This window comes from Enterococcus sp. 9D6_DIV0238 (genome assembly GCF_002174455.2).
GTDB classification, from domain to species: Bacteria; Bacillota; Bacilli; order Lactobacillales; family Enterococcaceae; genus Enterococcus_L; species Enterococcus_L dunnyi.
Window position 1 is genome coordinate 1,666,820 of record NZ_CP147246.1, and the last position, 13,680, is coordinate 1,680,499.

14 protein-coding genes are annotated in these 13,680 nt (G+C 37.6%); 3 read left to right on the forward strand and 11 right to left on the reverse strand.

Going from position 1 to position 13,680, the window contains the following annotated elements; translation table 11 throughout:
- Nucleotide 1: 1 nt before the first annotated feature.
- The 8 genes from A5889_RS07830 to A5889_RS07865 all read right to left on the reverse strand — a co-directional run bounded on the left by A5889_RS07830 (nt 2) and on the right by A5889_RS07865 (nt 9,040).
- Entirely contained in the window at nt 2–1,426 is a 1,425-nt protein-coding gene (locus A5889_RS07830) for a PTS transporter subunit EIIC (RefSeq protein ID WP_087640655.1), read from the reverse strand.
- A 645-nt stretch (nt 1,427–2,071) separates the two neighbouring features.
- Nucleotides 2,072–2,842 carry a chitin disaccharide deacetylase gene (chbG, locus tag A5889_RS07835; protein ID WP_087640654.1) on the reverse strand — a complete coding sequence of 257 codons (771 nt, stop codon included), beginning with the start codon at nt 2,840–2,842 and terminating at the stop codon, nt 2,072–2,074.
- 119 nt (nt 2,843–2,961) lie between these two features.
- Nucleotides 2,962–3,783: a PRD domain-containing protein gene (locus A5889_RS07840; RefSeq protein ID WP_087641525.1), complete on the reverse strand. Its 822-nt coding sequence runs from the start codon at nt 3,781–3,783 to the stop codon at nt 2,962–2,964.
- Nucleotides 3,784–4,044: 261 nt separating this feature from the next.
- A complete protein-coding gene (gene trmB, locus A5889_RS07845; RefSeq protein ID WP_087640653.1) occupies nt 4,045–4,692 on the reverse strand; it encodes a tRNA (guanosine(46)-N7)-methyltransferase TrmB in 648 nt (215 codons plus the stop codon).
- Between the two features lie 126 nt (nt 4,693–4,818).
- On the reverse strand, nt 4,819–5,598 hold the full coding sequence (locus tag A5889_RS07850; protein WP_087640652.1) for a phosphotransferase family protein: 780 nt from the start codon (nt 5,596–5,598) through the stop codon (nt 4,819–4,821).
- Between the two features lie 622 nt (nt 5,599–6,220).
- A complete protein-coding gene (gene dat / locus A5889_RS07855) occupies nt 6,221–7,081 on the reverse strand; it encodes a D-amino-acid transaminase (RefSeq protein WP_087640651.1) in 861 nt (286 codons plus the stop codon).
- Between the two features lie 2 nt (nt 7,082–7,083).
- Nucleotides 7,084–8,301, reverse strand: coding sequence for an ABC transporter permease (locus A5889_RS07860; RefSeq protein ID WP_087640650.1), 1,218 nt, complete (start codon nt 8,299–8,301; stop codon nt 7,084–7,086).
- 1 nt (nt 8,302) lies between these two features.
- Nucleotides 8,303–9,040, reverse strand: coding sequence for an ABC transporter ATP-binding protein (locus A5889_RS07865; protein WP_087640649.1), 738 nt, complete (start codon nt 9,038–9,040; stop codon nt 8,303–8,305).
- Nucleotides 9,041–9,175: 135 nt separating this feature from the next.
- Between A5889_RS07865 and A5889_RS07870 the strand changes: the two genes are divergently transcribed.
- From A5889_RS07870 to A5889_RS07880, 3 genes are all read left to right on the forward strand, one after another.
- Nucleotides 9,176–9,604, forward strand: a complete 429-nt coding sequence (locus tag A5889_RS07870; protein ID WP_087640648.1) for an HIT family protein — start codon at nt 9,176–9,178, stop codon at nt 9,602–9,604.
- A complete protein-coding gene (locus tag A5889_RS07875; protein WP_087640647.1) occupies nt 9,605–9,940 on the forward strand; it encodes a YtxH domain-containing protein in 336 nt (111 codons plus the stop codon). It abuts the gene before it with no gap.
- A 323-nt stretch (nt 9,941–10,263) separates the two neighbouring features.
- Nucleotides 10,264–11,301, forward strand: a complete 1,038-nt coding sequence (locus tag A5889_RS07880) for a peptidylprolyl isomerase (RefSeq protein ID WP_087640646.1) — start codon at nt 10,264–10,266, stop codon at nt 11,299–11,301.
- A gap of 44 nt (nt 11,302–11,345) precedes the next feature.
- On the opposite strand, the gene A5889_RS07885 is transcribed toward A5889_RS07880, so the two are convergent.
- From A5889_RS07885 to A5889_RS07895, 3 genes are read right to left on the reverse strand one after another with little or no spacing between them, the layout of a single operon-like run.
- The gene (locus A5889_RS07885; RefSeq protein ID WP_087640645.1) at nt 11,346–12,200 is read right to left on the reverse strand and encodes a PhzF family phenazine biosynthesis protein; all 855 of its coding nucleotides are present in this window, start codon (nt 12,198–12,200) and stop codon (nt 11,346–11,348) included.
- 54 nt (nt 12,201–12,254) lie between these two features.
- The gene (locus tag A5889_RS07890; RefSeq protein ID WP_087640644.1) at nt 12,255–12,716 is read right to left on the reverse strand and encodes an ASCH domain-containing protein; all 462 of its coding nucleotides are present in this window, start codon (nt 12,714–12,716) and stop codon (nt 12,255–12,257) included.
- 18 nt (nt 12,717–12,734) lie between these two features.
- Entirely contained in the window at nt 12,735–13,679 is a 945-nt protein-coding gene (locus tag A5889_RS07895; protein WP_087640643.1) for a 3'-5' exoribonuclease YhaM family protein, read from the reverse strand.
- Nucleotide 13,680 lies beyond the last annotated feature (1 nt).

Sequence of the window (13,680 nt, forward strand, 5' to 3'; positions counted from 1 at the left end):
CCTATCCTTGATTTTCTAATAATTTATCAAATTCAGCCATGATATACGTTACTTCCAAACCAACGATCACTTGATAATTTTTCTCTGTCGGTTTGATGATTCCGCTAACACCTAACTGCTTGATTCGTTGCTCATTCACTACAGAACTGTCCAAAACCTCTACTCTCAATCGTGTATTACAGCTATAAGCGTCCGCAATATTTTTTGCACCACCGAAAGCATCCAATAATTTTTTCGCCATATATTCATAGTTTTTACTTGCTAATGTTAGTTCTTTTTCCTCTTCTTCTATTGTTTCTGTCCCAAATTCTGTTGCCACTTCTCTTCCTAAAGTTGGGATATTACGCTTTTTGATCAGGTAATAGAATGTGAAGTAATAGAGTGCAAAGAACACTAATCCGATCGGAAGAATCAAGATCGCATTCGTTGCGATTCTAAAATTGATCAAGTAATCCACGATACAGGCACCAAAGGTAAAACCGATTCGAATATTGAATAGGTAGCAGACAAATCCTGCCAAACCTGCGAAGAATGCATGAACGACATAAAGCATTGGCGAAATGAACATAAAGCTGAATTCAACAGGTTCTGTGATATTTGCGATAAATGACGTTGCCGCACCACTCCCCATGATCCCTTTGACCATCTCTTTATTTTCTTTGAACGCTGCACGATAAATCGCTAAACAAATCGCTGGTATACCAAACATCATTACCACGAAAAATCCAGATAAGAATAATCCTGCTTGCGGATCTCCATTGATAAAGCGAGTCATCTCACCACGGAAAACTTCTCCACTTGGCGATGTATAGCTTCCTAGATCATAGTAAACATAGGTATTCAAGACATGATGAAGCCCAAATGGAATCAACAATCGATTCAGGAACATAAAAATACCGACTCCAAATGCACCCATGTCTACTAATAATTTTGCGAAACTATCGATCCCTGTTTGGATGATCGGCCAAATAACCCCAAAAACAACTGCTGTGATCGTTTGTAAAATCATGACCATCGTCAACGGAAATTTTTCGCCTGCAAAATAAGAAAATACCATTGGTAATTTTTGATTTTTGAAACGATTATAGGTCCAAGCAGCAACCAACCCAGAAATGATCCCGCCAAAAATCCCCATACTTACAGCCGGATTCATGATCTCCAACCCTTTTTTCAACGTTGCAATTGCTAGAAACCCAGTCAAAGCTGGAATCCCTTTATCCTTCGTCTTAGCAAAACCGATCGTTACACCAATGGCAAACAGAATGTCTAAATTCCCAAAAACAGCATTTCCGGCAGCACCGATCACCGGAATATTCAGCATATCATCCGCAGATAAACGCATGATCAAACCCGCCAACGGCATTGCAGCAACAGGAAGCAACATTGCTCTTCCCAATTTTTGAATATTCGCTTTAAAACTCGACATGATAACTCCTCCTTAAATTAAAAGCGGAACAAATCGTCTAATCCTGTAGAAAATTAGGAAATTGACTTTGAGACGCTTTTTGTCTCACTGGCAATTTATCTATTTTCCTAAGGATTGATTTGTGCAGCTGGATAATGATAAAAGCGGAACAGGCTCGCTCAGCCTTGACAGGAAAATAGGAAAAATCGATTGAGGTGCTTTCTGCCTCACTCTATTTTTATCTTTTTCCCGAAAGGCTAGCCTGTGCAGCTAGATAACGATAAAAGCGGAATGAACCGTTCAGTCTCGACTGAAAAATAGGAAAATATAACTGAGGTGCTTTTTTCCTCATTTATATTTTATCTTTTTTCCGAGAGACTGGCTCATGCAGCTAGATAATGATAAAAGCGGAACAGGCTCGTTTTGCTCTGACAGAAAAATAGGAAATATTGATTGAGATGCTCTTTATCTCACTCAATATTTATCTTTTTTCCGAAGAGCTAGCCTGTGTAGCTGGACAATATAAATGATCAACACTTTCTTTGAAAGTCTTGTACTGTTCAACATCAACTCAATCATTTTCGTTGTGTTTCTCAGCAAATGATCAACACTTTCTTCGAAAGTCTTGTACTGTCCATCATCAACCCAATACTTTCGTTATAATTCTCAGCAAATCTCCCGATACGTGACCAGTTCGATCTCCTTATCCTGTTTCACTGTTTTCGCAAACTCTGAATGAATCAAAAATTCGACCTGATTGATTCGTGGAAAAACAAACCCTGATCCCTGGTATAACTCTTGATCGATATAAGCTGTATGACACATGATCTCCGTTGTTTTTACCGATCTTAATTTTTCCAGCAGATCCGCTAAATATTCATCGATTCCTTTGTCTATTTGACGTTCCTTCGGCTCATCTACGCCTACATCATCAAAGAATCGCTCAAAGTAATCAACATGACGCACCTGCTCTTTTTCTTCAAAATTCCCGCGAACCGGCAAATCATATTTCTTTGCTAGAGCAACAACTACTTCCTGATTTTGTCCAAAAGTGTGTGCATGATGATGACTGTCTAAATGAGTAGGTACGATCCCTGAACGATAAACCTTTTGAATTTGACTATTCCATTCTTGGTATAGCTCATCCAAATCGATTTCAAAAGGTTGTTCATAATAAGCTAATTTCTTAAAAGAACCCTTTCCATCCATCAATGTATCAACATTTTTTAAAAGTGGTTGTCCACAAGTCAATGTCAAATGAACGCCAACACCTAAATCTGGATTTTCTTTTTTCAACTGGACTGCCTGTTCAAATCCCGGCATATTCGCCATTAGCGTGGTTGAAGTCAAAATCCCTTCACGATAAGCATCGATGATCCCATAATTCACCCCGCGGCTGTATCCAAAATCGTCTGAGTTGATAATTACTTTTCCCATTTTTCCTCTTCCTTTCTAAACAGTAAAAAAGGCGCACCCTAATAAAAGAACTCCAGTATAAAACTGAATACTCTCTCATTAGGTTACGCCTACCGAATAGTAACACCCTAATCATTGTTTTATTTAATTCTTGCCAAATGCACTGCTAAATACACTGTTTCATTTTCTTGAATAGTCATTTGGTATGTTTCTTCGATCTTAGTTGTAATGAATTTCGCCACTTTATAAGGCTGACTTTCTTGAAAAGACGGATTAAAGAATGAATAATCTTCATCAGACACCTTTTCTTGATAGATCAAACGTTTTACTAAAAATTTTATATGGATCATCAGCCGATGATACGTAAGCGATTCTTTATCTAATACACCAAAATACTCTTTTTCCAGCATCTGCAAAATAGCTGCTGTCATTTCTAAAATCTTTAAGCTGTTTAAACTATTTCGCTCCCCTAATTCCGCATTGATAATATGCATCGTGATAAATCCAACTTCATTTGCGCCTAACTCTGTCTCATAGCGTTTATTGATCAGCTTTACCACTTCAACAGCCGTTGAATATTCTTCAGGATAAAGCAACTTCATTTCCGGCAGCATGATCGCTGTCACCTGACTGTCTTCTCTTTTTCGCTGAATCGCAAAATAAATGTGATCTGTTAAAGCGATATAAATATTTGAATCTAAGGGCACTTGGATCTTTGATTGAATAAAGTGAATGATTTCTTCTGAAAACTCAATAAATTCCAGTGGAATTTGTGCTGCCATCTCGCTGAACATCTTCGTTTTTTCCTTCGAATCTAAAACAAAAATTTTATCAGCTGACGACTCATCAAATACCTCGTTTACGACTGCTGAAAAACCAATGCCCTTCCCCATAGCAATTTTTTCTACCCCATGATCATCCACCAAAACAACATTGTGATTGATCTTTTTCACGATAAGCATTTTCATTAACAATCCCTTCTCCAAAAAGGCTAAGTGACTTTTTACTACGTACTTTTGTTGATTTTTCCAATCACTCCTTTTCGTTTATTTCTAACAAACTCGAGTTAAAAACAGACAAAATAACGTAACTTTTTTACGCAAAAACGACCTAAGAAAAATGACTTTTCTTAGGTCGTGCCTAATTTAATAGTTACACCCTGTGTTTTATGGTTAAAATATACCACAGTGTGAAACCGGTGTCAAACGCTATTTTTACGTTTTTTATTGATTAGACTGAAATCTCGCTTCTACACGATAAATAGGCTGTCCTTTAGCAGAGAATTTTTCCTCATACTCGGTCATGATGTTTCCTTCGTAATTGCTTGCATGCAAATCAAGCCAAACTTGTTCTAAAATCATGCCATATTTTGAGAAGCTGCTTAGAGAATATTCAAATAATCCACGATTATCTGTTTTAAAGTGGATTTCTCCGTTTGGTTTCAAAATCGTTTCATCTGTTTCTAAAAAGGTTTTAAACGTTAATCGACGCTTTTCATGACGCGTTTTTGGCCACGGATCAGAAAAATTCAAATAAATTTGATCGATTTCATTTTCAGCAAAATACTCAGTCAGTGCACTTCCATCGACATGTAGCAATTGGAGATTAGGGAGAGCTTCTTCCAACGCCTTATCTAAAGCAATCGACAACACACTTAACTGCATATCGATCCCGATATAATTGATTTCTGGATGAGCTTTTGCCATTCCTACGATAAATTGGCCCTTGCCTGAACCGATCTCGATATGGATTGGATGATCATTGCCAAAACGTTCCTGCCAGCGTCCTTGCCATTTTTCTGGCCCTTCTACAACTAATTCAGGATGACTTGCTAACAACTCAGCAGCCCCTGCTCTTTTTCTCATGCGCATAATTTTAGTTTCCCTTTCTTTATCACAAATTTTAAGAGGGTAGGACAAAACCTGCCGATTTTGTACCGCCCTCTGTTATTTTTAAGTCACTCTTTTACATGAAGCAACGACTGGAACCTCAATTTCTTAATAGCCAAAAGCTTGTTTCAATTTTAAAATCTCTGCATTCATTTCCCGCTTTTCCCCTGACTGATAATGCCGCAGGATTTCTTGAAGGAAATTGAACAGTGCATACCACTTGATTCTGGTCAAATTTTCTTCTGTTGGATGCATACCATATGACAGAAGCCATTTATTCCAGCTCTCTTGCGGCACATAGTGCCCCAGCAGCATACCTAAATCTAAGGCTGGATCGGCAATCATCACTGAATCCCAATCAACTAAGTATAAGTAATTTTTAGAAACGATCCAGTTTCGATGATTCACATCCCCATGAACGACCATATAGTTATGAACTGAGTAAGTAGGAACCGTACGCAATAAATAGCTATAAACACGTTCGAGATACGAATTATTTCGAAGTTCTGCCGGCAGTTTTTCCTCATATGCTTGAAGCAGCATTGCAGGAGTCTGTACTTTCCCGCCGATCTTTTCCAGCATTTTCTTCAGCATATGCGAATGATGCAAATGATACAGCACATCGACCACATCATTTCTTTGCCCGATTTCCTGTGCACGCAGCACTTGTCCATCTAACCATTCTTGTGCAGTCAAAATATCTCCTGTGACTGTCCGCTTAGTCCAAACTAGCTTCGGTGCGATTCCTTCTTTAGATAAAGCGGCCAAAAGAGGAGACGTATTTCGTTTGATGAATACTCGTTCAGCCGCACGTATGCCCATGAAAGTTTGACCGGTTGCGCCTTTTATTGGCTGCAAGCGCCACTCCTTATCCAACTGAAATGCCATGGAAATTATCTCCTATCTTAACACGATTTAAATAAAAGCGGAACAAATCGCTTAATCCTGTAGAAAATTAGGAAATTGACATTGAAACGCTTTTTGTTTCACTGGCAATTTATCTATTTTCCTAAGGATTGATTTGTGCAGCTAGATAACATTTAAAAGCAGAATGAGCCCGCTTAGTCTCGACTAGAAAATAGGAAAACATGACTGAGGCGCTTTTTGCCTTATCCAGGTTTTATCTTTTTCTCGAGAGACTGGCTCATGTAGCTGGATAACAATAAAAGCAGAACAAATCGCTTAATCCTGTAGAAAATTAGGAAATTGACATTGAAATGCTTTTTGTTTCACTGGCAATTTATCTATTTTCCTAAGGATTGATTTGTGCAGCTAGATAATACAAATGATCAACACTTTCTTCGAAAGTCTTGTACTGTTCTACATCAGCTCACTTCATTCACTGTGTTTCTCAGCAAAAGCAGAATGAGCCCGCTTAGTCTCGACTAGAAAAATGATCCACACTCATATGAAAGCCCTATATCTATCGTTCATTGTTTACAGTACTTATCATTTTAGCTTCCATAGCACCTCACGTCAAGCATCTCTCTTGTTCTTTCAGCTTCTTTCTCTATTCTGCTACAGCACAAACTTGGTCTACGCTAGCAATATAGGCGTTTATCAGTTGTTGCGTGATTTTTCCTGGTTTTCCAGAACCAACGATATGCTCATTGATTTTTACGACTGGGACGATTTCTGTCACTGATCCGGAAACAAAGCATTCATCTGCCGTGAACAGTTCTTCTTCGAAAATGGCCTCTTCTTTGACAGGGATATTCAATTCTCGGGCCAATTCTAAAATTTTCCGTTTAGTGATCCCAGGTAAAATCAAATTTCCATCTGGATGAGTATAAACTGTTCCATCTTTGACCGCCCAAAAATTCGCTGCTGACGCTTCTGTGACTTTATCATCGCGAATAAGTACCGCATCATCAAAGCCTTGTCGTCTTGCTTCATCCAGGGATAAAATATTGCCCATCAAACTTAATGATTTGATATCACAATGCAGCCAGCGTGTATCCGGAACGACCGCTACCGTAATTCCTTCTTGCATTTTTTTCACTGGACGTTCACAAGCAGTAATATTCGCTGTCAACACACCTGTGACCTTTTTAGGGTCTGGCAAAGCATGGTTTCTAGGTGAATCAATTCCGCGAGTCACTTGAAAATAAAGCTTTCCTTCTGGAATTCCTTCAAGAGCCACCAGCTTTTGTAAATTTGCTGCCAGTTCATCCTTCGTAAATGGCAAAGTCATACGAATCTTTTCTGCTCCATCCCACAAACGGTTTAAATGCTCTTCTAACATAAATAAATGCCCGTTGTACACTCGAACAACTTCATAAAGTCCATCACCATATTGATAGCCACGGTCTTCGATATCGATTTTTACTTCATCACGTTCAACAATTTGATCATTCCACAAAATATGCATGTTTAAACCTCCATTTTCTTCAGACGATACGGAACATAAAACTTAGCAAATAATACAACTTCCACTACCAAGGCAGCAATAATCATTAAGCCTTCTTTCACATCTGGCAGTGCAATCAATACAAACAAGCTAAATAGTACTGCAGCAGCAAAAAGTAATAGTGACACTAGACGACTGACTGCTTGTTTTTTCTGTTCATTTGGCACAGGGTATAACTGCGTCATCACCATATAATCGAATTGCGTATAAATCGGAATCAGCTGAAAACCGATCAGATAGATGAATAGTACAGAAACACCCATAGAAATCCAAAATTCTTTAAGGAAAAATAGAATCACACCACAAACTAAAACCAGTCGGATAAATAAACCACTATACTCAGAGCCTCTTAAAAAACTACGGGCATATAAATAGATATAGGTATTTTGAGTTGTCTTCTTGATTTTAGCTAAAAATGGATCTAAGAATTTCCGACGTTTGACACTGCTGGAGATCTCCGGTACATCAGTAAACAGATGAATGAATTGATAAATCCGATGCATCCGATTTTTTTCTAATTTGATCATTTTCTCCCAGTCTAATGATACCTGTTGTTCTTTTTTACCTAATATATAATAGAAACTTAAAAATTGAACAAGCGCGATAAGTATCCCTACCAAAGGCATTATATAAAGACTAAGCCCAATGGCTAATAAACAAGTAGCCAACCATAACATAGACCATTGGTTGTATTGACTTGAAGAGATTTGATACAATTCATATTTTTGTAATCGTAAGTGACTGGCTTTCAATATTCCTAGCATAACAAAAAAATAGATGAAGGTAGAAAACGCCCAGCCTGTTGATACCACAACTAACGGCATCGACATACCGCTCATCAAACCTAAAACGACTAACGGCAGCCAAAAAGAATAACGCATCGCACGATTCAAATAACTGTTCATTTCAGGCTCTTTAGGTAATATAAAAACTTTGTCTGCCTCCTCAGCCAACGTAGCAATTCTACCGATCTGTAGTAATGATAACCAAAGAATCAAGACGATCGGTCTGCCCCAAACAAAATTTACCGGCAAGGTTTTCAGCACCTGAGAGTAATAAAAGCCTAATCCGCCTAACAAAAAGACACAAACCAAGATAAAGTGATCATTAAAAACATAACGCATATACTTCATCATTTTTTTCAAGTGGCGCGCTAAACGGATGCCAAAAAATCCAGACATACTACCCCACCTTTTCTTCTTTTGTCAATGCAATATAAATATCATCCAAAGATGAATCAGGTAAATCGAACTCTTTTCGCAACTCTTCCATTGAGCCGACTGCTCGGACTTCACCATCGTGCAACACAACAAAGCGATCACAGTAACGTTCAGCTGTCGCAAGGATATGAGTAGACATCAAAATCCCTGCTCCTTGCTTACGCATATTATCCATCAACTCCAACAACGCATGAATGGCTAATGGATCAAGTCCTAAAAATGGTTCGTCGATGATATATAGACTGGGCTGAATCAAAAATGCACATAATACCATGACTTTTTGCTTCATTCCTTTTGAAAAGTTCGCTGGAAACCAATCTAACTTATTCTCAAGTCGGAAAGTTTTCAATAATCCATCTGCCCGTTCAAACGCTTCTTCGATTGGGATATCATAGGCCATCGCAGTGATTTCAATATGTTCTCTTAAAGTCAATTCTTCATATAAAGAAGGGGTCTCTGGAATATAACCAATTTTTTTACGATAGCTTTCAGGCTGTTGTTTCAATGTTTCGCCATCGATCGAAATTTTTCCCTTCTGCGGCGTTAGCAAGCCGATCACATTTTTGATCGTTGTACTTTTACCAGCACCATTCAAACCGATCAGACCTACCATCTCACCAGACTTTACTTCAAAATTAATATCTTTTAAAACAGGGATATGTCCATATCCACCTGTTAAGTGTTCAATTACTAAACTCATGAGGTACCTCCAACTAAATTTTATCGTGAATCTATTATACCACGAACTTTTTGAAGGTTTCATGAACTTTTACTCCCAATTGAAATTCAAGATGTGGTAAAGTAAAAGAAAGAGTTTAAAGAAAGAAGGGACATCATGACAGAGTGTATTTTTTGCAAGATCATCGATCAGGAAATTCCTAGCTATAAAGTATATGAGGATGACAAAGTCTATGCCTTTTTAGATATTACCCAGGTAACTAAAGGACATACCTTGCTTGTTCCTAAAGAGCATGTGACAGATATCTTCGAGTATGAGCCCGCACTTGCTGGAGAAGTTTTTGCTCGAGTGCCGCTAGTTGCTCGTGCGCTTGAAAAAGCTTTTCCTGAGATGCAGGGATTAAACATCATCAATAATAATAAAGAACTAGCCTATCAATCTGTTTTCCATTCCCATATCCACTTGATTCCGCGTTATGAAGAAACAGATGACTTTTCGATCCACTTTGGTAATAATCAAGGAAAGTATACAGCTGAAGAAATGCAGGAAATCGCTGATAAGATCAGACAACAGGAGGAAGCATAAATGAGTAAATTTTCTAAAGGATTGTTCTTTGGCGCCATCGTCGGTGCTGCCAGCGGTTTACTTTTTGCGCCACGAAGCGGAAAAGCGACCCGTCAAAAATTTGTCGATGAATTAGATGAATGGTCAGATCTAAGAGAAGACTTTTCTGACAAACTTGATCAGTTTAAAGAATCTGCGCAAGCCTTACAGGCAACAGCAGAAATTTATATCGAGCCGTTCATTGAAGGCATCAATCAAGACATTGAGAATTTTAAATTTCAAACAGAACCACGAATCGAGCAAATTCAAGAGCAAGTGGAAAAAATTCAGGATGAATTACCTGAAATAGCTAAATAGATCATATGTTTATACGGGGATGGAAAAACGTCAGATTCATGTTTTTTCATCCTCTATTTTTTTGATTTAATCATCGTTTAAATTAAATTCATTTTCTATTTATATAATTCAACACTTTTTTACAATCACTCTTTTCGTGTATTTAAATCACTAAAATGTCCGAAATAAACCTATTTATAGAGGAAAATGTGTCTTAAATTCGAAAATTTCTTGAAACTACTAATTCAATATTTCTTTTCTGAAACATAGTGTGGTATAGTAATAAGCGTGAGAATTAATTTCTACATAATAAAAAATAAAATAAACTTAGGAGTGCTAGAAGAATGAAGAAAAAATTAATTTTAGCCGCAGCGGGCTTATTCAGTGTTTTTGCACTAGCAGCATGCTCAAGCGGATCAAAAGAAATCGCTACAATGAAAGGTGCTACAATTACTGTTGATGATTTCTACAACCAAGTGAAAACAAGCCAACAAAGTCAACAAGATGTTCGTAACATGATCATTTTCAAAGTCTTTGAAGAAAAATATGGTAAAGACGTTTCTGACAAAGAAGTACAAGCTAAATATGATGAAGCTAAGAAAAACGCTAAAGACCAAGGCGCAAGCTTAGAAGATCAATTAAAACAAGCTGGCTACACAGAAAAAAGCTATAAACAGTTAATCAAACAAAACTTAGCTTATCAAGCTGGGATCAAAGCACACATCAAAATCACTGATGAAGATTTAAAAGCGGCTTGGGAAACGTTCCACCCAGAAGTAGAAGCACAATTGATCCAAGTTGCTACTGAAGATGAAGCAAAAGATATCAAAAAACAATTAGATGACGGCGGCGACTTTGCTAAAATCGCTAAAGAAAAATCAACAGATACAACAACTAAAGAAGACGGCGGAAAAGTGAAATTTGATTCACAATCAGCAACTGTTCCAGAACAAGTAAAAGAAGCTGCCTTCAAATTAAAAGATGGTACCGTATCTGAACCGATCCAAGCGACAGATGCAACAACTTACCAATCAACTTATTATGTTGTTAAAATGGTGAAAAACAAAGAAAAAGGCAATGATATGGCTCCTTACAAAAAAGAGTTGAAGAAAATTGCTGAAACAAACAAACAAAACGACCAAGAATTCGTGCAAAAAGTGACTTCTGATGTTTTAACTGAAGCTAACGTTAAAATCAAAGATGACGCATTCAAAGATATTTTAGCTGGTTTGATCCAAACTGAAGATTCTTCTAAATCAAGCGAATCTTCTACAAAAGAGTCTAAAGCAAAAGAATCTTCTTCTAAAGAAAAAGATTCTAAATCAAGTGATTCTTCAAAAACAGAAGAATCATCAAGCAAAACTGAAGACTCTTCTAAATAATCAAAATAGAAAAGGAGCGGATAAACATCCCGCTCCTTTTTTCATTAGTCATTTTCTATACTTAAAACCTTCGTCTCGCAGTAATCCCCTTTACCGCCAACATACACCTTTTCTATTTCATTGTTACTATTCGTTTTTAACTTAACTAGTATTTCAGAAGGTAAACGTAAAGAATAGCCTTGCTCAAATACATAAACTTCTTTTCGTAAACCATGTTGCTTGTATAGATAGCACGCCAAGGCTCCATTTGAAGTTCCTGTCGCAGCTTCTTCGTTGATGTCGTATAATGGCGCAAAATTTCTACATATTATTCGATCATCATTGAATGCATATAGATGCATCCCGACAACATGGTACGACTCACTAAGTTCCTTGATCTTTTCAAAGTTTGGTTGTAGTGCATGCAATTCTCGTTCACTTCTGATAGCAATCAAAATATCTTTTAATCCCGTAGACACAATTTGAATTGGATACTCCTGATCTATTTTTTCGATATCAAAACACTCAGCGAGCTCCTCTGATGATAGAGTCTCATAAAATACTGGATTGGTTTGCTCCATAAATATAGTATCATCCTCTATAGTTACGGTAAGAACACCACTATTCGTCTCAATCGTATAATGATTTTTGAAAATTTTATTTAAATGTTTCAATAGCGCAAAAGAACCGATCGTGGCATGCCCGCATAAATCAACTTCTTCTTTTGGTGTAAAATATTCAAATTTATAATCAGCCTGTTCAGAGCTGGATATAAAGGCAGTTTCCGCATATCCCAACTGTTTGGCTATAGCCATTTTTTGATAAGTAGTCAATGGCTTTTCCATCAAGACTACTCCAGCCTTGTTTCCGCCTCTATGATCCTTACTAAACCCATTTACAACATAAACAGTTATTTCCATGAGATACCTACCTTCCTAATCTATAATCCAAGAGCAGCGGTAAACTATTCATGTTTATCTCTTATACACAACTTCAAAAAGCTCATAAACAATCAACAAGTCTTCTGAAAGCGGTAAATTACGCTCATTTAATTCCTGCTCAAAAAAGGGTCTATGAACCTTGCGCCAATAGCTCAGGTTTCGTTCGCCTTCTCCTTCCAGATACCCATGAACCTCGGTGATCTGTGAAAAAGGAAGCACATCAACGACTCTTGTACAAATGATTGCTTGTGCTTGATCATTCCCATCAAGCAACACGCTGTAATGACCAATTTCCGGCATTTGTTCTCCTTCTGGCTCCAACTCATATAATAACTTCAAAGAAGACGTTCCGGTCTTTTTTCCTTGAATGACAAGTGCCAACAATTCATCTGCCATCTGAGGAGAATTGCCAAATGCCCAAACATCGTAATGATCATGCGAAATCCCTTGATCTTGCTTAAATTGTGTCCACAACTCAAGTGCCGATTGATTCATTCCTCTCACTCACTTTATCTATATATTTTTTGGTACATAGAAACTACGGTTATCTAAACCAAAAATACGATCTGTATATTCCCCAGGTTCTGTTTGACGAATCGATCCTAACATCATTTGAATCGATGCATCAATATTGTCGATTTGATGCAGGACTTCCGCTTCCATGATTCGCGGTCTAACTGGTGAACCATACTCTAATAAGCCATGATGTGCTAAAACCATATGACGTAACACGATCACATCTTCATCATTTTCATCGATCTTCAGTGCAATACATGCCTTTGTGATTTCTTCATCAACCAAAACCAAATGTCCGATCAAATTGCCGGCAATCGTGTATTCAGTCGTCATCGCACCAGATAATTCTTTTACTTTGCCAAGGTCATGTAAGATGATCCCAGAATAAAGTAAAGCGGCATTCAATTCGTTATACTCCTTACAAATCGCTTTTCCTAATCGCAGCATAGAGACTGTGTGATAAGCCAAACCATTGGCAAATGCATGATGGTTTCGTTTGGCAGCTGGAAAATCAAAAAATTCTTTTTGATATTGTGTTAACAAATAACGAACGATTCGCTGCCAATGGGCATTAGTGATTTCAAAAATCGTCTGATTGATCTCCTCTACCATATCTTCACGCTTTAAAGGAGCTCTTTCCATATATAAAGTCGGCTCATTTGGTTCTTCCGGACGCGCTAAGCGCATATGAATAATTTTGACTTGAGGATTGCCCTGATAAACCTCTCTTTTACCGTTCAAAAGAACAACATGACCAGCAGTATAGCGACTGATTTCTTCCTCAGAAGCATCCCAATATTTTCCATCGATCGTACCTGAGGTATCTTGGAAGGTAAACGCAATAAATTTTTTGCCATTCTTAGCTACACGGACATCTGCATTTTTGATCAGCAGAAATAATTCAAATGTTTCATCTACAGTTAATTCGCGAATTTTTTTCATA

Bases quoted from the DNA above. Each gene is read 5' to 3' on its own strand.
- A5889_RS07830 (WP_087640655.1), bottom strand. From the start codon at position 1,426: ATGTCGAGTTTTAAAGCGAATATTCAAAAATTGGGAAGAGCAATGTTG.
- chbG (WP_087640654.1), bottom strand. From the start codon at position 2,842: ATGGGAAAAGTAATTATCAACTCAGACGATTTTGGATACAGCCGCGGG.
- A5889_RS07840 (WP_087641525.1), bottom strand. From the start codon at position 3,783: ATGCTTATCGTGAAAAAGATCAATCACAATGTTGTTTTGGTGGATGAT.
- trmB (WP_087640653.1), bottom strand. From the start codon at position 4,692: ATGCGCATGAGAAAAAGAGCAGGGGCTGCTGAGTTGTTAGCAAGTCAT.
- A5889_RS07850 (WP_087640652.1), bottom strand. From the start codon at position 5,598: ATGGCATTTCAGTTGGATAAGGAGTGGCGCTTGCAGCCAATAAAAGGC.
- dat (WP_087640651.1), bottom strand. From the start codon at position 7,081: ATGCATATTTTGTGGAATGATCAAATTGTTGAACGTGATGAAGTAAAA.
- A5889_RS07860 (WP_087640650.1), bottom strand. From the start codon at position 8,301: ATGTCTGGATTTTTTGGCATCCGTTTAGCGCGCCACTTGAAAAAAATG.
- A5889_RS07865 (WP_087640649.1), bottom strand. From the start codon at position 9,040: ATGAGTTTAGTAATTGAACACTTAACAGGTGGATATGGACATATCCCT.
- A5889_RS07870 (WP_087640648.1), top strand. From the start codon at position 9,176: ATGACAGAGTGTATTTTTTGCAAGATCATCGATCAGGAAATTCCTAGC.
- A5889_RS07875 (WP_087640647.1), top strand. From the start codon at position 9,605: ATGAGTAAATTTTCTAAAGGATTGTTCTTTGGCGCCATCGTCGGTGCT.
- A5889_RS07880 (WP_087640646.1), top strand. From the start codon at position 10,264: ATGAAGAAAAAATTAATTTTAGCCGCAGCGGGCTTATTCAGTGTTTTT.
- A5889_RS07885 (WP_087640645.1), bottom strand. From the start codon at position 12,200: ATGGAAATAACTGTTTATGTTGTAAATGGGTTTAGTAAGGATCATAGA.
- A5889_RS07890 (WP_087640644.1), bottom strand. From the start codon at position 12,716: ATGAATCAATCGGCACTTGAGTTGTGGACACAATTTAAGCAAGATCAA.
- A5889_RS07895 (WP_087640643.1), bottom strand. From the start codon at position 13,679: ATGAAAAAAATTCGCGAATTAACTGTAGATGAAACATTTGAATTATTT.